The 18720-nt window shown below is 75.4% G+C and carries 21 protein-coding genes; 6 read left to right on the top strand and 15 right to left on the bottom strand.

From position 1 onward, the window contains the following. Positions 1-4: 4 nt before the first annotated feature. From AB0C87_RS36075 to AB0C87_RS36085, 3 genes are all read right to left on the bottom strand, one after another. On the bottom strand, positions 5-1192 hold the full coding sequence (locus AB0C87_RS36075) for an esterase-like activity of phytase family protein (RefSeq protein ID WP_360581465.1): 1188 nt from the start codon (positions 1190-1192) through the stop codon (positions 5-7). A gap of 92 nt (positions 1193-1284) precedes the next feature. After that, on the bottom strand, positions 1285-2172 hold the full coding sequence (locus AB0C87_RS36080) for an ABC transporter permease (RefSeq protein ID WP_353835577.1): 888 nt from the start codon (positions 2170-2172) through the stop codon (positions 1285-1287). Positions 2173-2174: 2 nt separating this feature from the next. Continuing rightward, positions 2175-3158 carry an ATP-binding cassette domain-containing protein gene (locus AB0C87_RS36085; protein ID WP_353835576.1) on the bottom strand — a complete coding sequence of 328 codons (984 nt, stop codon included), beginning with the start codon at positions 3156-3158 and terminating at the stop codon, positions 2175-2177. A 116-nt stretch (positions 3159-3274) separates the two neighbouring features. On the opposite strand from AB0C87_RS36085, the gene AB0C87_RS36090 reads away from it, so the two are divergent. Then, complete coding sequence (locus AB0C87_RS36090) at positions 3275-3802, top strand: MarR family transcriptional regulator (RefSeq protein WP_360581466.1); 528 nt, start codon at positions 3275-3277, stop codon at positions 3800-3802. Here the strand turns inward: AB0C87_RS36090 and AB0C87_RS36095 are convergent. The 4 genes from AB0C87_RS36095 to AB0C87_RS36110 all read right to left on the bottom strand — a co-directional run bounded on the left by AB0C87_RS36095 (position 3754) and on the right by AB0C87_RS36110 (position 8278). Beyond that, positions 3754-4485 (bottom strand): CbiX/SirB N-terminal domain-containing protein, encoded by a 732-nt coding sequence (locus tag AB0C87_RS36095; RefSeq protein ID WP_360581467.1) that lies wholly within the window; start codon positions 4483-4485, stop codon positions 3754-3756. The two genes, AB0C87_RS36090 and AB0C87_RS36095, sit on opposite strands and share 49 nt — an antisense overlap. Further along, positions 4478-5692 (bottom strand): uroporphyrinogen-III synthase, encoded by a 1215-nt coding sequence (locus AB0C87_RS36100; RefSeq protein WP_345183930.1) that lies wholly within the window; start codon positions 5690-5692, stop codon positions 4478-4480. Before AB0C87_RS36100 ends, AB0C87_RS36095 begins: the two co-directional genes overlap by 8 nt. Beyond that, complete coding sequence (gene nirD, locus AB0C87_RS36105) at positions 5676-6068, bottom strand: nitrite reductase small subunit NirD (RefSeq protein WP_345183932.1); 393 nt, start codon at positions 6066-6068, stop codon at positions 5676-5678. The genes AB0C87_RS36100 and nirD overlap by 17 nt, the downstream gene beginning before the upstream one ends. A 101-nt stretch (positions 6069-6169) precedes the next feature. After that, positions 6170-8278, bottom strand: coding sequence for a molybdopterin-dependent oxidoreductase (locus AB0C87_RS36110; protein WP_360581468.1), 2109 nt, complete (start codon positions 8276-8278; stop codon positions 6170-6172). A gap of 290 nt (positions 8279-8568) precedes the next feature. Between AB0C87_RS36110 and AB0C87_RS36115 the strand changes: the two genes are divergently transcribed. After that, positions 8569-9063 carry an NUDIX domain-containing protein gene (locus tag AB0C87_RS36115; protein WP_353835621.1) on the top strand — a complete coding sequence of 165 codons (495 nt, stop codon included), beginning with the start codon at positions 8569-8571 and terminating at the stop codon, positions 9061-9063. A 98-nt stretch (positions 9064-9161) separates the two neighbouring features. Here AB0C87_RS36115 and AB0C87_RS36120 read toward each other — a convergent pair whose 3' ends face one another. After that, positions 9162-9410, bottom strand: coding sequence for a hypothetical protein (locus AB0C87_RS36120; RefSeq protein ID WP_345183963.1), 249 nt, complete (start codon positions 9408-9410; stop codon positions 9162-9164). Positions 9411-9596: 186 nt separating this feature from the next. Between AB0C87_RS36120 and AB0C87_RS36125 the strand changes: the two genes are divergently transcribed. Next, positions 9597-10970, top strand: a complete 1374-nt coding sequence (locus AB0C87_RS36125; protein WP_353835620.1) for an MFS transporter — start codon at positions 9597-9599, stop codon at positions 10968-10970. On the opposite strand, the gene AB0C87_RS36130 is transcribed toward AB0C87_RS36125, so the two are convergent. Both AB0C87_RS36130 and AB0C87_RS36135 read right to left on the bottom strand, forming a co-directional pair. Then, positions 10918-11643, bottom strand: a complete 726-nt coding sequence (locus AB0C87_RS36130) for a maleylpyruvate isomerase N-terminal domain-containing protein (RefSeq protein ID WP_345183940.1) — start codon at positions 11641-11643, stop codon at positions 10918-10920. The genes AB0C87_RS36125 and AB0C87_RS36130 overlap by 53 nt on opposite strands. A gap of 165 nt (positions 11644-11808) precedes the next feature. Then, a complete protein-coding gene (locus tag AB0C87_RS36135) occupies positions 11809-12225 on the bottom strand; it encodes a plectin (protein WP_345183942.1) in 417 nt (138 codons plus the stop codon). A gap of 117 nt (positions 12226-12342) precedes the next feature. Here AB0C87_RS36135 and AB0C87_RS36140 point away from each other — a divergent pair, with 117 nt between their 5' ends. Then, entirely contained in the window at positions 12343-12933 is a 591-nt protein-coding gene (locus AB0C87_RS36140) for a TetR/AcrR family transcriptional regulator C-terminal domain-containing protein (protein ID WP_360581469.1), read from the top strand. Between the two features lie 6 nt (positions 12934-12939). Here the strand turns inward: AB0C87_RS36140 and AB0C87_RS36145 are convergent, their stop codons facing one another. The 3 genes from AB0C87_RS36145 to AB0C87_RS36155 all read right to left on the bottom strand — a co-directional run bounded on the left by AB0C87_RS36145 (position 12940) and on the right by AB0C87_RS36155 (position 15775). Next, a complete protein-coding gene (locus AB0C87_RS36145; protein WP_345183946.1) occupies positions 12940-13581 on the bottom strand; it encodes an LUD domain-containing protein in 642 nt (213 codons plus the stop codon). Then, entirely contained in the window at positions 13578-14954 is a 1377-nt protein-coding gene (locus tag AB0C87_RS36150) for a lactate utilization protein B (protein ID WP_345183965.1), read from the bottom strand. Before AB0C87_RS36150 ends, AB0C87_RS36145 begins: the two co-directional genes overlap by 4 nt. A 92-nt stretch (positions 14955-15046) precedes the next feature. Continuing rightward, the gene (locus AB0C87_RS36155; protein WP_345183948.1) at positions 15047-15775 is read right to left on the bottom strand and encodes a (Fe-S)-binding protein; all 729 of its coding nucleotides are present in this window, start codon (positions 15773-15775) and stop codon (positions 15047-15049) included. A 280-nt stretch (positions 15776-16055) separates the two neighbouring features. On the opposite strand from AB0C87_RS36155, the gene AB0C87_RS36160 reads away from it, so the two are divergent. Continuing rightward, a complete protein-coding gene (locus AB0C87_RS36160; protein WP_345183950.1) occupies positions 16056-16259 on the top strand; it encodes a DUF5999 family protein in 204 nt (67 codons plus the stop codon). 97 nt (positions 16260-16356) lie between these two features. Here AB0C87_RS36160 and AB0C87_RS36165 read toward each other — a convergent pair whose 3' ends face one another. Next, positions 16357-16974 (bottom strand): alpha/beta family hydrolase, encoded by a 618-nt coding sequence (locus AB0C87_RS36165; RefSeq protein WP_360581470.1) that lies wholly within the window; start codon positions 16972-16974, stop codon positions 16357-16359. A 51-nt stretch (positions 16975-17025) separates the two neighbouring features. On the opposite strand from AB0C87_RS36165, the gene AB0C87_RS36170 reads away from it, so the two are divergent. Further along, the gene (locus AB0C87_RS36170) at positions 17026-17451 is read left to right on the top strand and encodes a PPOX class F420-dependent oxidoreductase (RefSeq protein WP_345183953.1); all 426 of its coding nucleotides are present in this window, start codon (positions 17026-17028) and stop codon (positions 17449-17451) included. Here AB0C87_RS36170 and AB0C87_RS36175 read toward each other — a convergent pair. Then, the gene (locus tag AB0C87_RS36175; protein WP_360581471.1) at positions 17448-18557 is read right to left on the bottom strand and encodes a tetratricopeptide repeat protein; all 1110 of its coding nucleotides are present in this window, start codon (positions 18555-18557) and stop codon (positions 17448-17450) included. The two genes, AB0C87_RS36170 and AB0C87_RS36175, sit on opposite strands and share 4 nt — an antisense overlap. Positions 18558-18720 lie beyond the last annotated feature (163 nt).

Here is an 18720-nt window from a genome sequence, read left to right on the forward strand (position 1 = left end):
GCGGTCAGCAGCCCCGGACGGCGAACGCCAGGAACTGCGTGGCCTCGCGCTGGTCGAAGTTGTCGTCGGAGCCGGCCACCAGCGTGCACTCCCCCGACCTCAGGCGCGGCCCCCACGCCAGCGCCTCCAGGTTCTGCGCGGGATCGGCGTAGCGGCCGAGGTCGGCGACGAGGCGCTTGCGCGCCGGACGGAACCGCCCGCCCTGGTCGAGCCGGTCGCGGCGCAGCACGTCCGTGGCGCCCCGCACGTCGAACTCGTACAGCCGGACCTTGTATCCGACGCCTTCCAGCCAGGAGCGCTCCAGCGCCAGGAACCGGCGGTCCCCGGCGGCGAGGATCTCCGAGACGCCGCTGTCGGCGGCGCCGGTGGGCGGCCTCGGCGCGACCGGGAGGCGGTCGACGGGGTAGGCGTACTGGGCCGTCACTCGCCCGGCCCGGTCCCACAGGGTGAGGCGGGACATGGCGCCGTGCCGCACGGTCGGCGGCTCCCCGTCCTCGTACCGGGGGCCCTCGGCCATCGCCGCGAGGCCGTGCGGAGTGAACGTCAGCGCCTCGAAGCCGGCGTTGCGGCGCGGCCCCCGGTGCTCGGCGGTCAGCCGCAGCGACCGCGGAAGGGCCAGCTCACCGGCGTACCGGCCGTCGCGTCCGGCCCACCGCAGCGACATCGGCGCCAGGGGGATGCCCTCGTGCGCCTCGTCCGGGCGGTCGCCCTCGTTGCCCCACAGGACGCGCCGGGACCGCGGGTCGAAGCGGATCGTCTCCGGGTCGACCGACCCCGGCTTGCCGAATCCGGGGTAGGGGCGGCCGTCCGGGTCCCGCAGCGTGGACACCCCGGTGAGCCGGACCCCGCTGAACGCGCCGGTGGCGGGGTCGATGTCCAGGCGGCCGGTGTAGAACCGGGCCGGGTCGTAGCGCCACCGGTCGTCGGAGACCAGGTACCAGGTCCCGGTGCGCGGGTCGCGGTCGATGCCCGACAGCCCGCCGACCGTGGTGCCCTTGAACTTCGCCATGTGGGGAAGCCGCCGCTCCCCCAGGAAACGCGTGATCCGCAACTCCCGCGCCGCGGTCGCGGGCCGGGCCCCGTCCGCGGCCTGCGCGCGGACCGGTCCGTCCACGGCCGCGGCGCCCGCCACCGCCGCCAGTACGGCGGCCGTCGCCGCCGCCCCGCGCCATATCGTCCTGTACCCGTTCACGTTGCCGCCGTCACCCTTCGCGTCCGACCGAGTGCGCTGCGTCGCGCACGCGGCCAGTATCCTTCATCACGGCGGGTGACGGCGGCGTTTCCTCAGTCGGCGCGGCGGAACTCCAGGATGGCCACGCCCATCAGCCCCAGGCCCATGCCGAGGACGAGCAGGATCTCCAGCCAGATCGGGACCACCCAGCCGCCCCAGGTGACGCCCGGGTCGAACGTCCGCAGCAGCTGCGGCGAGACGTCCAGGTGGGAGAACACCGCGTGCCGCAGCGGGTCGACGGCGTAGGTGAGCGGGTTGAACCGGGTCAGCACGGTCAGCCACGCCGGGAGCCCGTTCAGCGGGTACAGGGCCCCCGACAGGAACATCATCGGCATCATCGCCATCTGCATGAGGCCGAAGAACGACTGCATGCTGTTGATCCGCGCGGCCATCATGACGCCGAACCCGGTGAGCGCGAACGCCCCGACGAACATCAGCCCGAGCAGCTCCAGCAGCAGGCCCGGGTCGTAGGGGACCCCGGCGAGGCCCGCCAGCGACACGATCACCGCGCCCTGCACGGTCGCCACCAGGGCGCCGCCGACGCACTTGCCGACCACGATCGCGGCGCGGCTGACCGGTGCGACGAGCATCTCGCGCAGGAACCCGAACTCGCGGTCCCACACGATCGACCCGGCGGAGAACATCGCGGTGAACATCACCGACATCGCGCACACGCCGGGGAAGATGAACGTCTTCAGGTCGACCGACCCCGCGGGGCCGCCGCTGCGGGCCATGAGGTTGGACAGCCCGGTGCCCATGACCAGCAGCCACAGCACCGGCTGGACGAGCCCGGACACCATCCGCAGCTTGTCGCGCCAGAACCGGATCAGCTCCCGGTGCAGAACGATCTTCACGGCGCGCAGGTCCTGCCGCAGGCCGCGCTCGGGCACCCTGACCCGGACGACCTCGGCGCCCGCCGCCCTCTCGGCCGTGCTCGCCATCGTCACCTCCTCATCGCGCGCATCGCGACGCGCATCCCGTCGGTCGCCGAGGCCTCGGCGTCGCGGATGGTGGTGCCGGTGAACGACATGAACACGTCGTCCAGGGACGGCCGCGCCACGTTCACCGACCTGATCGGCACGCCCAGCTCGGCGAACAGCCGCGGGACGAACGCCTCGCCGGAGGCCACCGAGAACGCCACCGCGCCCTCCGACACGACGGCCTCCAGCCCGAACCGGTCCTTCAGCGCGGCGATCGCGGCCTCGTCGTCGGCGGTCTGGATGCGGACCCGGTCCTCGCCGACGCCGGCCTTGAGCGCCTCGGGGGTGTCCAGCGCCACGATCCGCCCCGAGTCCATGATCGCGATGCGCCCGCAGTACTCGGCCTCGTCCATGTAGTGCGTCGTCATGAAGATCGTGATCTCCTCGGCGGCCTGCAGGTGCCGGATGTACTCCCAGATCGACGCCCGGGTCTGGGGGTCCAGGCCGACGGTCGGCTCGTCCAGGAACAGCACCCGCGGGGAGTGCAGCAGGCCGCGCGCGATCTCCAGGCGGCGCTTCATCCCGCCCGAGTAGGTCTGCACCAGGTCGCCGCGCCGGTCCCACAGGTTGACCATCTCCAGCACCTGCCGGATGCGGTCGGCCGTCACCGAGCGCGGCACCCCGTACAGCTCGGCGTGGAAGCGCAGGTTCTGCTCGCCCGACAGGTAGCCGTCGAGCGTCGGGTCCTGGAACACCAGCCCGATGTTGCGGCGGACGTCGTCGCGCTCGCGCACCACGTCGTACCCGGCGACCCGCGCGCCGCCGCCGCTCGGGCGCAGCAGCGTGCACAGCATGTTGATCGTCGTGGACTTGCCCGCGCCGTTCGGGCCGAGGAAACCGAAGATCTCCCCTGGCCGCACGGTGAAGTCGATTCCCCGCACGGCCTCCACGTCACCGAACCTCTTGGTCAGGCCGTCGACCTCGACGGCCGGTCCCCCGTCCGGCATGGGGGCCTCCCTCCGCATGGAGCGAACACCCATATTTTGGGCCACCCAACGGTAGGGATAACCTATTTCTCAGGTCAAGAGAAATAAGACCGGCCAAGAACCCCCAGGGAGCAGTCGTGGAGGACCGGCCCGATCCCCTGTCCGCGTCGCCCACCTACCTGCTGTTCGAGACGGGGCGGCTGGTGCGCCGCACCTCCGCCCGGATGCTCCCCGACGGGTCGAGGCTGCCCCACCTGCTGGTGCTCGGGTGCGTGGCGCGGCACGGGCCGCTGTCGCAGCGCCAGGTCGCCGAACGGCTGCGCATGGACGCCGGCGACCTCGTGGGCATCGTCGACGCGCTGGAGACGGCCGGCCACGTCCGGCGCCGCCGCGACCCCGGCGACCGGCGCCGGTACGCGCTCGACGCCACCGAGGACGGGCGGCTGTTCCTCGGCGCGTGCCAGGACGACCGCGCCCGCCTGGACGAGGCGCTGTTCGAGGCGCTGTCGCCCGACGAGACCGACCTGCTCAAGGAGCTGCTGCTGCGGGTCCTCGCCCACCACGACGAGCGGTTCGCCGCCCCGGACGAGGAGCCGGCCCGCCGGGACGGGACGGGTCAGCGGGCCGCCGCCGGGATCGCGAGCGGCAGCACGGCCTCGTCGTAGCGGCGCAGGACCAGCCGGGCGGCCGCGCCGTGCGCGCCGAGCGGCGCGGCGACCGCGTCGGCGCCGCAGGCCCGCATCCGGTCGTGGAAGCGGCCGGGCGCCAGCAGGTAGGACGCCACGGCGATCCGGCGGGCGCCGCGCCTGCGCAGCCCCGCGACGACCTCGTCCAGCGGCGGTCCGCCCGCCGCGACGAAGCCGTGCGGGACGGGCCGCCCGAGCCGCCGCGCCAGCAGCCGGGCGGCCGCGCGCACGTCGGCGGCGCCCGCCGGGTCGGCGGACCCCGCCGCGCCGAGGACGACCGCGTCCCGGCGGTCCGGCGAGATCCGGTCCTCCTCGGCCAGCCGGGCGGCCAGCGCCCCGGCCAGCAGCGCGTCCGGGCCGAGCGGCCGGGACGTCACCGCCCCCGGCAGCAGGCGGCCCGCCCGGCCGGGGACGTCGACCAGGGCGTGGTACCCGCGCGCCAGCAGCAGCGGGACCACGACCACCGGGACGCCGCGCAGCCCCTCCGCCGCCTCCTCCAGCGACGGCTCGGACAGCTCGCCGTACGCCTCGGCCACCCGCAGGCCCGGACGCATCGCCCGGACCCGGTCCAGCAGCGCCCGCACCACCGCGGGCCCCGCCGGGTCCCTCGTGCCGTGCGCCACCGCGAGCAGCGCGGGCGGCGCGCCTCCGGCCTCAGCCACCGGCGCCCGCCGGGAGCCGGTCGGCGATCCGCGGGTCGCACGCCAGCCGGTACCCGCGCTTGACGACGGTCTCGACGATGCCGGGCCGGCCGAGACCGCGCCGCAGCCGCGCCACCGCCATCTCCACCGCGTGCTCGTCGGCCTGCGGGCGGGCGTCCCGCGGCCGCGCCTCCCGCGCCCAGGCCTCCCTGATGCCGGGCGCGACGGCCAGCCGGCCCGGCAGCACCCCGCACAGCTCCGCCCGCGACACCACGTGCCCGGGGCGCCGCGCGAGAGCCCGCAGGATCGCCATGGGCGCGGGCGCGATGGGCCTCAACTGGCCGTCCAGGACGACGGCGTGCCCGCGCAGCTCCAGCGAGAAGCCCCGCACCGACAGCCGCCGCGACCGCCGCCGCGGCAGGTCGGCGACCAGCGCCCGCACCAGCGCGCCGAGCCGGGCGCGTTCCGGCTGGACGGTCGGGACGCCGCGCTCGGTGAGCGCCTGCGCGGTGACCGGGCCGACGCACGCCGCCACGACATGGGTGCGCAGGGCCTCCAGCAGGGCCTCCTCCAGGTCGTCCTCGGCGGCGACCGCGAGCGTCGCGGCGACCGCCGGAGCGCTGGTGAAGGTGATCGCGTCGATGGTGCCCGCGACCGCCTGCCCGACGAGCCGGCGCAGCTGCGTGGAGTCCTCGGACCGCGACCAGCGGTACACCGGGATCTCGATCACCTCGGCGCCGGCAGCGCGCAGGGCCGCGATCAGCTCCGGCTGGCGCTCCCCGTACAGCTGCACGGCCACGCGCGCCCCGGCCGGCTCCCGGTCCAGCAGGTGCCGGATCACCTCGGCGCACTCCTCCGAGTCCGGCGACCAGCGCTCCTGCAGGCCCGCGGACCGGATCGCGCCGCGCGCCTTCGGGCCCCGCGCCAGGATGTCGGTCTCGGCCAGGCGCCCGATGAGCGCCTCGCGCATGCCGTGCCCGTCGGCCGCCTCCAGCCACGCCCGGAAACCGATCCCGGTCGTGACCACGACGTGGTCCAGGGGCCCGGACAGGCACGCCCGGGTGGCCTCCAGCAGCTCGGCGTCGTCGGCGAGCGGGACCAGGCGGATGGCGGGCGCCAGCACGACCCTCGCCCCGCGCCGCTCCAGCAGCGTCGCGAGCTCCTCGTGGCGCCGGGCCGCGGTCACGCCGACGGCGAACCCGGCCAGCGGCTCACTGCCGGTGCTCATCGGTGAGCGCCACCTCCACCCGGTCCCCGGAGCGGCGGACCGGGAAGGTCGGCAGCGCCACCCGCGGGTCGTCCAGGCACGCCCCGGTCCGCAGGTCGAACACCTGCTTGTACATGGGGGACGCGACGGTCGGCGCCTCGTCCCTGGTGCCGAGGATCCCCCGCGACATCACGTAGGCGCCGCTGAACGGGTCGAGGTTCGACAGCGCGTACAGGCCGCCGTCGAAGGTCCGGAAGATCGCCACCTGCGTCCCGTCCACCATCGCGCAGGCGCCCCGCTCGGGGGTCAGGCCGACGTAGGAGCAGATGTCGAACCAGCGGGCCGCGGGCCGGCCCGCCCGCTCCCTGACGATCGTCGCTTCGGGTGTCGTGGTCATCGCGCGGCAACCTCCTGGCGGGGAACTGTCCGATGGTCCGATACTCGGAAGGGGCGGTTTCGCGGTTGGGTCCCCTTTGTCACCGCCGTGTTAAAAGGGGCTCACCTCGCGCCGGGTGCGGCGCCGTCCCCCTCGGCGGGCAGGAGCCGCAGCCGGACGGCGCACACCTTGAACTCCGGCATCCGCGAGACCGGGTCCAGCGCGGGGTTGGTGAGCAGGTTCGCGCGGCCCTCCCCCGCCCAGTGGAACGGGATGAAGACGGTGTCGGAGCGGATCGCGCCGGTCAGCCGCGCGGTCACGGTGGCCGCGCCCCGGCGGCTCTCCACCCGCACGCCGGCGCCGTCCTCGATGCCGAGGCGCCCGGCCAGGTCGGGGTGCAGCTCGACGAACGGCCCCGGCGCCGCCTCGGCCAGCCGCCGGACGCGCCGGGTCTGCGCGCCCGACTGGTACTGCGCGAGGACGCGCCCGGTGGTCAGGTACACCGGGTAGTCGGCGTCGACGTCCTCGGCGGCGCCGCGGTGCTCGACGGGGACGAACCGCGCCCGCCCGTCGGGGGTGGGGAAGCGGTCCAGGTAGGGCCTCGGCGTTCCGGGGTGGTCCGGCGACGGGCAGGGCCAGAACACCCCGCCCTCGGCCTCGATCCGCTCGTAGGTGATGCCGGAGTAGTCGGCGGGGCCGCCCGCGCTCGCGCGGCGCAGCTCCCCGAACACCGCCCGCGGGTCGGTGCTCCACTCCCCCGGCGCCCTGAGCCGCTCGGCGAGCGCGGCGAGGATCTCCAGGTCGGTGCGCACGCCGCCCGGCGGGCGGACGGCGCGGCGCCGCCGCAGCACCCGGCCCTCCAGGTTCGTCATCGTCCCCGACTCCTCGGCCCACTGCGCGGTCGGCAGGACGACGTCGGCGCGCCGCGCGGTCTCCGACGGCACGAAGTCCGCCACCACGAGCAGGTCGAGCGCGCCGAGCCGCTCCTGCACGGCCGCGGCGCTGGGCGCCGACACGACGGGGTTGGACCCGAACAGCAGCAGCGCCTTCGGGCCGTCCGCGGTGCCGAGCGCCGACAGCAGCTCGTAGGCCGACCGTCCCGGCCCCGGCAGGGCGCCGGGGTCGACGCCCCAGACCCCGGCGACGTGCGCGCGGGCCTGCGGGTCGTCGATCCTGCGGTAGCCGGGCAGCTGGTCGGCCTTCTGGCCGTGCTCGCGCCCGCCCTGCCCGTTGCCCTGCCCCGTCAGGCACCCGTACCCGGAGCCCTCGCGGCCCGGCAGCCCGAGCGCGAGGGCCAGGTTGATGAAGGAGCTGACGGTGTCGGTGCCGCGCGCGTGCTGCTCGGACCCCCGCGCCGTGAGGACGTGGGCGCGGGAGGCCCGGGCCAGCAGCCGGACGGCCTCGCGCATCAGCGGCACGGGCACGCCGGTGATGCGCTCGGCGCGGTCGGGCCAGTAGGCGTTGGCGACCGTCCGGACGGCGTCGAACCCGGTGGTGCGGGCCGCGATGTACTCCTCGTCGGCCAGGCCCTCGGCGAGCGCCAGGTGCAGCAGCCCGTTGGCGAGCGCGATGTCGGTGCCGGGCGTCGGCTGCAGGTGCAGGTCGGCCTGGCGGGCGGTGGCGGTGCGGCGCGGGTCCACGACGACGAGGGCGCCGCCGCCCTCGCGCATCCGCGCCAGGTGCCGCATGAACGGCGGCATCGTCTCGGCCGGGTTGCCGCCCGCGAGCAGGACCGCGCCGGACGCCGCGAGGTCGGTGACCGGGCCCGGCAGGCCGCGGTCCAGGCCGAACGCCCGCCCGGACGCGGCGGCCGCCGACGACATGCAGAAGCGCCCGTTGTAGTCGATCTGGGAGGTGCCGAGCGCGATCCGCGCGAACTTGCCGAGCTGGTACGCCTTCTCGTTGGTCAGCCCGCCGCCGCCGAACACCGCGACGGCGTCCGGCCCGTGCCGCTCGCGCAGCCGCCCGACCTCCGCGGTGACGCGGTCGAGCGCCTCGTCCCAGCCGCACGGCTCCAGCGGCGCGTCCCGGTCCCGGCGCATCAACGGCGCGGTCAGCCGGTCGGGGACGGTGAGCACCTCGGCCGCCGTCCACCCCTTCTGGCAGAGTCCTCCGCCGTTGGCCGGCACGTCGTCGCGCGGCGCCACCCGCGGGGGCTCCGTACCGCCGTCGTGCAGCGTCATGCCGCACTGCAGGGCGCAGTACGGGCAGTGCGTGGGAGTCTCGGCCATCCGCCGAGAGTCGGCGCGCCCGGTTTCACCGGCGAGTCCCGCGCGTGACCCCGGCGTTAAATGCCGTTCACCCCGTGCGCCCGGCGATGTCAAGGAGTCGGGCCCGCGGAGCCGCGACACGCCTTGACGAACGCGTGTCAAGCGTTGTCGATCCCTGTCATGGCCTATTCGTTGCCTTTTGCCCGGTTGTCGAACGGATTCGCGGTGCTCCGGCGATCTCGCGGACGGATGCGGCCGCCGTCCCGGGACGGCCGGAACCGGTCCGGGGTGATCACGCTTAACCTCGGAGCATGCCCGACCTTGCCTACTACGCCTCCCTGCCGCGGGCCCGCGGCGCCGCGGCCGCCCTGCTGCTGGACGACCTGGGGCGGGTGCTGCTGGTCAAGCCCACCTACAGCGAGGGCTGGTTCCTGCCCGGCGGGGTGATCGAGGCCGACGAGTCCCCGCTGTCGGCGTGCGTGCGCGAATGCGAGGAGGAGCTCGGCCTGGTCCCCCGGCTGCACGGCCTGGCCTGCGTCGACTGGGGATCGCCGCGCGACGACGGCGTCGACGCGGTCAACGTCTTCGTGTTCGGCGGCACCATCACCGGCGAGGAGATCGCGGCGATCCGGCTGCCTCCTGAGGAGCTGTCGGACCACATCCTCGTGGCACCGGAGAAGGTCCCCGAACTCGCGCCGCCGCATGTGTCGCGCCGGATGGAGCCCAGCCTGCGGGCCATGGCCGCCGGCAGCGCCGTCTACCTGGAGGACGGCCGCGAGCAGGCGTTCGGGACCGCCCGCGCCTGAACCGGGCCGGGCGGTCGCTCCGGCGCCCCGCCCGCACCCGCGACACGGCCCCACCCGTACCGCGGCTGGAGCCGCACCGCGCCTATCTCCGCAGCGCTCTACACCGACACGGCGTCCTGGATCGTGCGGGCGCGCTCCGGCTCCGCGGCATGGGCGCAGTGGGCGCAGCAGTAGAAGTGCCCGCCCACGTCCACGCCGTGCCCCATGATGCGGCACTGGCAGTGCTCGCAGATCGGCGCCATCTTGGTGACCGCGCACTCGAACGAGTCGAACGTGTGCACCTGGCCCTGCGCGTGCACCTCGAACGCCATCGCGTACTCGTTCCCGCAGACCTCGCAGGTTCCCATCCTCACGTCTCCGTTCCCCCGCCGCCTCCCCCTGCCTACCCGGGCGCGCCCGGGTCTACCCCGCACCTCACAGCGGGCGGGACACGCTGTGCAGCGGAGTTATCACTGCCGTATGACCGGTCACACACGGGCGAAACCCCGGATTCCTACGGTCGGGCCGTCCGAGCGACCCAAGGAGACCCCCTGATGACCGCCACGACCGAAGCCGCGCGCGCCGAGCGCACCCGTCCGCCGAAGGGCCGGTGGATCGACGACTGGCGCCCCGAGGACCCCGCCTTCTGGGCCGCGGGAGGCTCCCGGACGGCCCGCCGCAACCTCGTGTTCTCGATCTTCTCCGAGCACATCGGGTTCTCGGTGTGGACGCTGTGGTCGGTGCTGGTGCTGTTCCTCGGCCCCGCCTACGGCGTCGACCCGGCCGGCAAGTTCACCCTCACCGCCGTCCCGGCGCTCATCGGGGCGGCGCTGCGCATTCCCTACACCCTCGCCGTCGCCCGCTTCGGCGGCCGCAACTGGACGATCTTCAGCGCCGCGCTGCTGCTCGTCCCGGCGGTGCTGGCCGCCGTCCTCATCCAGCCGGGCGTCTCGTTCACCACGCTGCTGGTGCTGGCGGCCGTCGCGGGCGTCGGCGGCGGCAACTTCGCGTCCTCGATGGCCAACATCAACGCGTTCTACCCGCAGCGCCTCAAGGGCTGGGCCCTCGGGATCAACGCGGGCGGCGGCAACCTCGGCGTCGCCGTCGTCCAGCTCGTCGGGCTGGCCGTCCTCGCCACCGCCGGCAAGGACCACCCCGGCCTCGTCGCGGGCGTCTACATCCCGTTCATCGTCCTCGCCGCCCTCGGCGCCGCCCTCGCCATGGACAACCTCGCGCACGCCCGCAACGACGGGCGGGCCATGCGCGACGTCTGCCGGGACGGCCACACCTGGATCATGTCGGTGCTCTACATCGGCACCTTCGGGTCGTTCATCGGGTTCGGCTTCGCGTTCGGGCAGGTCCTGCAGGTGCAGTTCGCGGCCGAGTTCGACACGCCGATCAAGGCCGCCTACCTGACGTTCCTCGGCCCCGCGCTCGGGTCGCTGATCCGCCCCGGCGGCGGGTGGCTCGCCGACCGGCTCGGCGGCGCCAAGGTCACCTTCGCGACCTTCGTGGCGATGGCCGTCTCGGCGGCCCTCGTGCTCACCGCCTCGCGGCTCGGGTCGCTCGGGCTGTTCCTCACCGGCTTCGTGCTGCTGTTCGCCTTCAGCGGCCTCGGCAACGGCTCCACCTACAAGATGATCCCGGCGATCTTCAGGGCGAAGGCGCACGCCGGCGTCGCGGACGGCGGGGACCCGGACGCCGCCGAGCACGAGGCCCGCCGCCTGTCCGGCGCGCTCATCGGCATCGCGGGCGCCGTCGGCGCGTTCGGCGGCGTCCTGGTCAACATCGCGTTCCGGCAGTCGTTCCTGACCTACGGGACCGGCGACGGCGCGTACATCGCGTTCATCGCCTTCTACGCCGTGTGCTGCGCGCTCACCTGGCTGGTCTACCTGCGGGCCCGCCCGGGGAGGCCGGCGGGCGTCTGACGGCGGACTGCCGGCCCGAGCGCCGCCGCCGCGCCCGGCCGGGCCCCTCCCCGGGGTCCGGCCACCGCGGCGAGCGGCCCGAGGAGCGCAGCACCGCCTCCCACGCGTCCCCCGGCTCCAGCGGCAGGTGCGGGACGCCCCAGTGCCACGCCGGCACCAGCAGGTCAGGGTCGCGCGGCCGGTAGTCGGCCCCGATCGCGCGGGCCATGTCCCAGGCGTGCAGGTGCCACTCCACGCACGCCGCGCCCGCGTGGTCGCCGACCGTGTACTTGGTGCCCCGGTAGATCAGGTGCGTCCGGTCCCACATGTCGGGCATCAGGTCGGCGTACGCCCCCGCCGACACCCCGAACGCCAGGATCCGCTCCGGGCCGGGCTCGGGCGGCAGCACCGCCAGCTCGGCCGCGTTCTGCCGCGCCTGCTGCCTGATCAGCACCGCCGTGGCCGCGTCCTGCGCGAACAGCTTCGCCAGCCGGCTGTCGGGCGCGTCCTGGAGGTACTCCAGGAAGTTCTCCGCGACGCACCGCAGGTGCCCCGCGAGGTCGATCAGCTGCCAGTCGGCGCAGGGAGTCGGCACGTCCCAGTCGGCGACGGTCTCCGCCAGGGCGATGATCGCCTTCACGCCGTCCTGGTAGGACTCCAGTACGCGGCACCGGTCCGGCGGCGTGCGCTCCACGTGACATCCCCCAACGTCCAGAGCACCCTGTGCCCTCCCCGCCGGGACGCGCAGGCGCGAACGTGCGGCGCGAGCACCCCCGGCGTTCCCCGGAGAGGGCAGACTCTCAAAGTTCGGTGGCCCGTGCCACCCGGTGACGCCGTGTCGCCGCGTGCCCGCGGCGGCTCACACGCGGGCGGCGGGCCGCGTCCTGAAGCTCAGCCGGTGCGCCTCGCGCGCCGTGCGCAGGCGGTCGACCTCGTCGGTCCACGGGCGCACCGCCGGGCGCGCCTTGGCCTTGCGGTAGGCGATCTCGGCGGCGCGGCGCGTCTTGGCGTCCTGCGCCGGCGTCGAGTACACCTTCGGCCCCATCGCGACCCGCTCGGCCGCCTCGGCGGCGGCGAGCACGGCCGTCATCGCCCGGTCGAACGCGACCGTCAGCTCCCCCAGCTCCGGCTCGGCGGCGCCGGACGCCTGCGCGTCCCGCAGCGCCCGCTCCGCGTCGCCCGCCGCCGCGAGCCTGTCGTCGTACTCGGCGGCCAGCCGCTGGTCGGCCTCGTACGGCTCGGCGACGTCCTTGCTCACCCGGCGACCCAGCGGCATGGCGGTACTCCCTCGACGGTCGTGCAGTGTTCGATCGAGGTAAGCGTACGCGGGGTCCCGGCGTGTTGCGGCGGCGGACACCCGGCTTCGGTCCTTTACGTAGTAAGGTCTGTCCTCATGGTCAGGCAGCCCAGCATCAACGCCCAGAACCGCGCCCCCCTGTCCACCGAGCGGATCATCGAGGCGGCCCTGCGCATCGTGGACGGCCAGGGACTCGGCCGCCTCACCATGCGCCGCCTCGGCGACGCGCTGGAGGTCGAGGCGATGGCGATCTACCACCACCTCCCCCGCGGCAAGGAGCAGCTCCTGGACGGCCTGGTCGCGCACGTCGCGGCAGCCCCGGCCGACACGTCCGCCTCCGGGCGCTGGCAGGACGTCCTGCGGACGTGGGCGGACGGCTACCGCGAGCGCCTGCTCGCCCACGCGGGCGTCCTCCCCCTGGTCGTCACCCGCCGCAACCCGGCCGCGCTCGCCGCCACCCTCGCGTCGCTGCGGGAGGTGCTGCGCCGCGGCGGGGTCGCCGAGGACGCCGCGGCCGTCGCCGCGCACACCCTGCTCGGCTACGTGATCGGCCACGCGGCCCTCGAGGTGCGCGGCACCGCCGAGGACGGCGCCGCCGCCCGGATCGCCTCCGGCGAGGACGGCGCGGTCGACTGGGACGCCCGCTTCCGCGCGGGCCTCGGCGTCGTCCTCGGCGGCGTGCGCTAGAACCGGTCAGTCCTCGATGAGGATGACCTCCAGGTGCCGGGGGCCGTGGGCGCCCTCGACCCGCGCCGCCTCGATGCCGTAGGTGGCGGACGGCCCGCTGATCCACGTCAGCGGGCGCGCCGGGTCGAGCCGCCCGACCGCCTCCGGGACCGTGCCGACGATCTGGTCGGCGTGCACCACGCACAGGTGGTAGCCGGGGACGAGGGTGAGCGCCCGCCTGCCCTGCGCCCGGCCGCCGTCCAGGACGACCGTGCCCGTCTGCGCGACGGCCACCGCGCACCCGGTGACGACGCCGTCCGACGCGGCGAGGGTCTCGAGGTCGACCGCCGGGGCGTCGGCCAGGGCCCGCACGCCGTCCAGCTCGGCGAGCCACCCGAAGGGCAGGTCAGCGGGGACGACGATCTGCTTGACCTCACGCCCCCACAGCGCGGCCGCCACGGCCGTGCCCGCCTCGTCCGCGCCGACGTGCCGGACCGCCGCGCGGTTGTCGGCGACCCGCTCGGTGAACAGCGCGAGGACGTCGGCCCTGGTCTCGGCGTCGGCCGCGGCCGGCCGCCGGGCGTAGCCGCGCGGAACCGGCGGGCGCGGGCCGCGGGCACCGCCGAGCGCCTCGCGGACCCGGCGCAGCACCTCCTCGCGCGAGCTCATGCCCGCGTCCTGTCCCACCAGCCGCGGAAGCTCTCGGCCGGCGGCGCGGGCAGGTCGCGGGCCTCGGTCCACTTGCCGAGCAGGCCCGGGAGGCGGCGGATCCGCCCGCCGCGCGACAGCAGCCGCGCCCAGCGTGCGCCGCGCCGCACCGCCGCCTCGTGGCGGCGCGGATCGCCGAGCGTCCAGGCGAGGCCGCGCATCAGCGCCATCTCGGGCGTCGGGACCGGGCGCCTCCGGCGCGACTCCACCACCTTCCCCCGCAGGTGCACCAGCAGGTCCGGGATGTCGATCTTCACGGGGCAGACGTCGGCGCACGCGCCGCAGAGCGTGGACGCGTAGGGCAGGGACGCGTCGGCGGCGCTCTCCACGCCCCGCGTCAGCGGGGTGAGCACCGCGCCGATCGGGCCGGGGTGGACGGGGCCGTAGGGGCGCCCGCCCGTCCGCTCGTAGACGGGGCAGACGTTCAGGCAGGCCGAGCAGCGGATGCAGCGCAGGGCGGCGCGGCCGACCTCGTCGGCGAGCGCGCGGGTGCGGCCGTTGTCGAGCAGGACGAGGTGGAAGGCGCGCGGCCCGTCGTCCGGCGTCACGCCCGTCCACGTCGAGACGTACGGGGTCATCCGGTCGCCGGTCGACGAGCGCGGCAGGAGCTGGAGGAACACCTCCATGTCATCCCATGTCGGGACGACCTTGTCGATACCGGCGACACTGATCAGCGTCTCCGGGAGCGTCAGGCACATCCGCGCGTTGCCCTCCGACTCCAGCAGGACCAGGGTGCCGGTCTCGGCCACCAGGAAGTTCGCGCCGGTGACCGCGACGCGGGCGCGCAGGAAGCGGTCGCGCAGGTGGGCGCGGGCGGCGGCGGTCAGCGCCTCGGGGTCGTCGGCCGGGCCCGGCCCGGCGGCCGGGACCGCGCGCCGGAACACCTCCGCGATCTCCGCGCGGTCGCGGTGCGCGGCCGGGGACAGCAGGTGGGACGGCGCGTCCTCGCCGAGCTGCACCGCCATCTCGGCGACGCCGGTCTCGCGGACGGTCACGCCCGCGCGGGCGAGCGCGTCGTTCAGGCCGATCTCCCGCGTCGTCGCGGACGCGGCCTTGACGACCTCCCTGGCGCCCGTCGCGCGGACCAGGCCGGTGACGACGCGGCGCGCCTCCGCCGCGTCCGCCGCCCAGTGCACGGTGCCGCCCGACTCGGTGACGGCCCGCTCCAGCTCCTCCAGATGGGCGTCCAGGTCGAGCAGCGCGCCATCCTTGATCGCTCGTCCGGCCTCGCGCAGGTCCTCCCAGTCGGCGGCCTCGGCCGCCGCGGCGGCCTCCCGCTCCCGCAGCGCGGCCGTCGCGCCGCGCAGGTTGCGGCGCAGCCGCGTGTCGGCCAGTTCCGGCCGTGCGGCGGCGGCGAACTTCGGCCTCGGCGCCGGGACGGGTCCGCTCCTGCCGGAGGACGGCGGCGTCCCCGGAGAGGAGGCCGTCACACCGGCCCCGTCTCCGCGAGGATCTCCGCCAGGTGCATCGTCCGGACGCCGCCGCGCAGCCGCGACAGCGCGCCGCCGATGTGGGCCAGGCACGAGTCGTCGACCGCGCAGACCACGTCCGCCCCGGTGGCGCGGACATGCCGGACCTTGTCGGCCACCATCGCGACCGACACGTCCGCGTTCTTCATCGCGAACGCGCCGCCGAACCCGCAGCACTCCCCCGCGGACGGCAGCTCCACGAGATCCAGGCCCCGCACCGCACGCAGCAGCCGCACCGGCCGGTCGCCGACGCCGAGAGTGCGCAGGGACCGGCAGGACGGGTGATAGGTGACCCGGTGCGGGAAGTACGCGCCCACGTCGGTGATCCCGAGGACGTCGACGAGGAACTCCGTCAGCTCGTAGACGGCGAGGCCCTCGGCGGCGCGGGCCAGGCCGGGGTCGCGGGCCGTACGGGCGATCTTCGGGTAGTCGGCGCGGACGGTCGCGGCGCACGACGCCGACGGCGCCACCACGACCTCGCAGCCCTCGAACGCGGCCGCGTGGGAGCGGGCGAGCCCGGCGGCCTCGCGGTGGTAGCCGGCCGTCCAGTGGAACTGGCCGCAGCACGTCTGCCCCGGCGGGAACGCCACCTCGTGCCCGAGCCGCTCCAGCAGCACGGTCACGGCCTTCGCGGTGCCGGGGAACAGCACGTCCTCGAAGCACGCGACGGACAGCGCGACCCGCACCGGCCTCACTCCCCCCGCCCCCGCAGAGCCCGTTCCCCCGCCGAACATCGTAGGGGTTTCAGCCTCCGGCGGCGTGTCGTTCTTCGTCCGTTATCGCGCGGGAGGCACGCTACTGCGTGGCGCCCCGGGAGTGGGAGGGATCACACCCGACCGGTACTCCGGAACCAATGGACAACCGTCCCAACGGGCTATGGCCGGTGGGGGCGAACCACTCCACACTTGGGTGCGTCAGAACAGGAAAGCACCACGACCGACCAGTAGTTGAGACCGGAGGCACGCCATGTGCCCGCACCAGCCGCCTTGTCCCTCCCACAACGCACCCGACCGCGACGCCGCCCGCACGCTGGCCTCGCACCCCGAACAGGGGTGGAGCCTGCTGTGCAACGGGGTCGTGCTGTTCGAGGACACCGGTGAGCTGCTGCCCGACGGGGGAGTCATCGCGCCGCACCGGCCGACGGACGCGCAGGCCACGTCCGCCGCTTGAGCGGTCTCCACGGGGGACTAGTTCAAACGGGTGATCATCCTCGGGGGCACGCCCGCCCACGACCGGTCTCTGGGCCCGCACCGGGCCCGGAGCGACTCTACCGCCGGCCCGTCCGCACCGGACGGGCCGCCCACCGCTTCAGCCACGGCTCCACGGCACGACCGACGGCCGCGGGGTCCTTGCCGAGGTCGTGCCGCTCGCCCGGCAGGACCGCGACCTGCGCCGCGTCCGCCGGGTCGGGCACGCCGAACGGGTCGCGGTCGCCGTTGACGACGACGACCTCGACCCCCGCCGACCGCAACTCCTCCACCCGGGTCTTCTCCGGCCTGCCCGGCGGGTGCAGGGGGAACGCCAGCGCCACCACGCCGGCCGCCCCGGCGGCCTCCGCCGTCCGGCACGCGACCCTCGCCCCGTTGCTGCGGCCGCCCTGCACCAGCGTGACGTCCCCGAACCGCTTCCGCAGCGCCGCGACGATCTCCAGCCACGCCTCGTCCTGCTTGGCCGCCGGCCCCGGCGCCCGCCGCCCGGCGAGCCGGAACGGCTGGACCACCCGCGCGACGGCGCCGCCGAGCCCCAGCGCCTCCGCCCGCACCGCCAGCAGGTCGGCCGCCTCCACTCCCCCGTTCGACCCGTGCGTCAGCACCAGCAGGAACGCCGGGTCCTCCACCTCGTCGAGCACCACCTCGGCGGGCCCGTGCGCCGTCGCGACCTTCATGTGACTCACCGTAGCGGCAGCCGCGAACAGCCGGTGCGGCAGACTGGACCCATGGAGACGATGACCGACAGCGAATGGCGCGCGTTCGTCATGGAGGGCACCCGCACCGGCAAGGCCGCCGTCACCCGCAAGGACGGCACGCCGCACGTGACGCCGATCTGGTTCGTCCTCGACGGCGACGACCTGCTGTTCAACACGGGGCACCAGAGCGTGAAGGGCCGCGTCCTCGCCCGCGATCCGCGCCTGTCCGTCTGCGTCGACGACCAGGCGCCGCCGTACTCGTACGTGCTGATCCAGGCCGAGGCGTCCCTCGTCGAGGACCTCGACGAGATGCTCCGCTGGGCGACCGTCATCGGCGGCCGCTACATGGGCGCCGACCGGGCCGAGGAGTTCGGGCGGCGCAACGCCGTCCCCACCGAGTACCTCGTCCGCGCCCGCATCACCAAGGTGATCGCCCAGCGCGCCATCGCCGGCTAGCCGTCGGTCCAGTCCGGGGCGGCCGTGCCGGTCGCCAGGCGGAACCGCTCGGCGAAGCTCTCGTGCAGCAGCGGCCCCCACGCGTAGCCGCCCGGCACCCGCACCGCCCTGCCGAGGGTCTCGCGGGCGTCGCCGGCCCGTCGTTCGGCGTACCGGACGGCGAGCAGCGCGTACATGTGGTCGAGGGCGCCGAACGCCTCGCCGGCGAGGGCGGGGAGCGTGCCGTCCGACACGGCGCGCTCGACGACCGGCTCCCACCACAGGTCGCCGTCGTCGTCGGCGTCGCCGAAGTCGCGGCGCAGCCGCGCCCGCACCTGCCCCGCGGTGCCGGGCTCGGCGAGGCCCCGCCGCCACACCTCGCCCGCCTCGGCGCCCCGCCCCCGCAGCGGCAGGGTCCGCGCCAGCAGCTCGGTGGCCAGCGGCCCGACCTCCGGGTCGGCCGGCTCGTCCCCCAGCGCCGCGCCGAACGCGCCGATCGCCTGGTCGAGGTAGGAGATGCCGAGCGCCACGGCGAGCCGCCCGTACGCGTAGGGGTCGGCGCCCCGGTCGATCAGCTTGAGCCCGGCGGTCAGGACCCGCTGGGCCCGCGCGGGCTCGTCGCGCTCCAGCAGCCGCTGGGCCAGGTCGTGCGCGGCGGGCGGCCCGTACTCGGCGTCCCCGGTCGCGATCACCGCCTCCCAGTGGTCGCGGGCCGCGTCGAAGTCGCCGGCGTCGTCGGCGATCCGGGCGAGGGCCAGATGGGCGGGCGGCAGGTAGGCGGGGTTGCCGAAGTCGACCACGACCCGCCAGGCGGGCGCCGCCCGCTCGTGCTCGCCCGCCCGCTCGTGGGTGAGCGCCAGGTGGTAGGCGGCGCGCGGCCCGTACTCGGGATCGGCGGTGGCGATCGCCGTCCGGTCGGCCTCCCGGGCGCGCTCGACGTGCCCGGCGTCGTCCAGGACGACCGCCAGCCCCAGCGCCGCCCGCGCCCGGAAGGGGGTGTCGCCCAGCGCGAGCACCTTCTCGAACAGCAGCGCGGCCCTCTCGGCCTCACCGCTCTCGGCGAGGCCGCGGGCCTCCTCGCACAGTCGCGCAGGGTCCTCGGATACCGCGTCCGGAGACTCGATCATCGCTCTTCTGCCCTCTGGGGGTCGGGGTCCGCAAAGAGCGTAGCGATCCGCGCCGCCCCCGTCCCGCGACGACACCCCAAAACCCAAGCAAGATCACAAATCCATCGCCCGTGCCCACCCCGCACCCAGCCGAGCCACCAGCGACCCGAACCATCGCGATCGC

The sequence above is a fragment of the Actinomadura sp. NPDC048021 genome, from assembly GCF_040653135.1.
In the GTDB taxonomy this organism is placed as follows: Bacteria; Actinomycetota; Actinomycetes; order Streptosporangiales; family Streptosporangiaceae; genus Spirillospora; species Spirillospora verrucosospora.

What these genes read in the sequence shown, in the direction of transcription:
- AB0C87_RS36170 (WP_345183953.1), top strand. Translation starts at nt 17,026, where the DNA reads ATGGAGACGATGACCGACAGCGAATGGCGCGCGTTCGTCATGGAGGGC.
- AB0C87_RS36110 (WP_360581468.1), bottom strand. Translation starts at nt 8,278, where the DNA reads ATGGCCGAGACTCCCACGCACTGCCCGTACTGCGCCCTGCAGTGCGGC.
- AB0C87_RS36120 (WP_345183963.1), bottom strand. Translation starts at nt 9,410, where the DNA reads ATGGGAACCTGCGAGGTCTGCGGGAACGAGTACGCGATGGCGTTCGAG.
- AB0C87_RS36115 (WP_353835621.1), top strand. Translation starts at nt 8,569, where the DNA reads ATGCCCGACCTTGCCTACTACGCCTCCCTGCCGCGGGCCCGCGGCGCC.
- AB0C87_RS36165 (WP_360581470.1), bottom strand. Translation starts at nt 16,974, where the DNA reads ATGAAGGTCGCGACGGCGCACGGGCCCGCCGAGGTGGTGCTCGACGAG.
- AB0C87_RS36135 (WP_345183942.1), bottom strand. Translation starts at nt 12,225, where the DNA reads ATGCCGCTGGGTCGCCGGGTGAGCAAGGACGTCGCCGAGCCGTACGAG.
- AB0C87_RS36160 (WP_345183950.1), top strand. Translation starts at nt 16,056, where the DNA reads ATGTGCCCGCACCAGCCGCCTTGTCCCTCCCACAACGCACCCGACCGC.
- AB0C87_RS36080 (WP_353835577.1), bottom strand. Translation starts at nt 2,172, where the DNA reads ATGGCGAGCACGGCCGAGAGGGCGGCGGGCGCCGAGGTCGTCCGGGTC.
- AB0C87_RS36085 (WP_353835576.1), bottom strand. Translation starts at nt 3,158, where the DNA reads ATGCCGGACGGGGGACCGGCCGTCGAGGTCGACGGCCTGACCAAGAGG.
- AB0C87_RS36125 (WP_353835620.1), top strand. Translation starts at nt 9,597, where the DNA reads ATGACCGCCACGACCGAAGCCGCGCGCGCCGAGCGCACCCGTCCGCCG.
- AB0C87_RS36145 (WP_345183946.1), bottom strand. Translation starts at nt 13,581, where the DNA reads ATGAGCTCGCGCGAGGAGGTGCTGCGCCGGGTCCGCGAGGCGCTCGGC.
- AB0C87_RS36100 (WP_345183930.1), bottom strand. Translation starts at nt 5,692, where the DNA reads ATGAGCACCGGCAGTGAGCCGCTGGCCGGGTTCGCCGTCGGCGTGACC.
- AB0C87_RS36140 (WP_360581469.1), top strand. Translation starts at nt 12,343, where the DNA reads ATGGTCAGGCAGCCCAGCATCAACGCCCAGAACCGCGCCCCCCTGTCC.
- nirD (WP_345183932.1), bottom strand. Translation starts at nt 6,068, where the DNA reads ATGACCACGACACCCGAAGCGACGATCGTCAGGGAGCGGGCGGGCCGG.
- AB0C87_RS36175 (WP_360581471.1), bottom strand. Translation starts at nt 18,557, where the DNA reads ATGATCGAGTCTCCGGACGCGGTATCCGAGGACCCTGCGCGACTGTGC.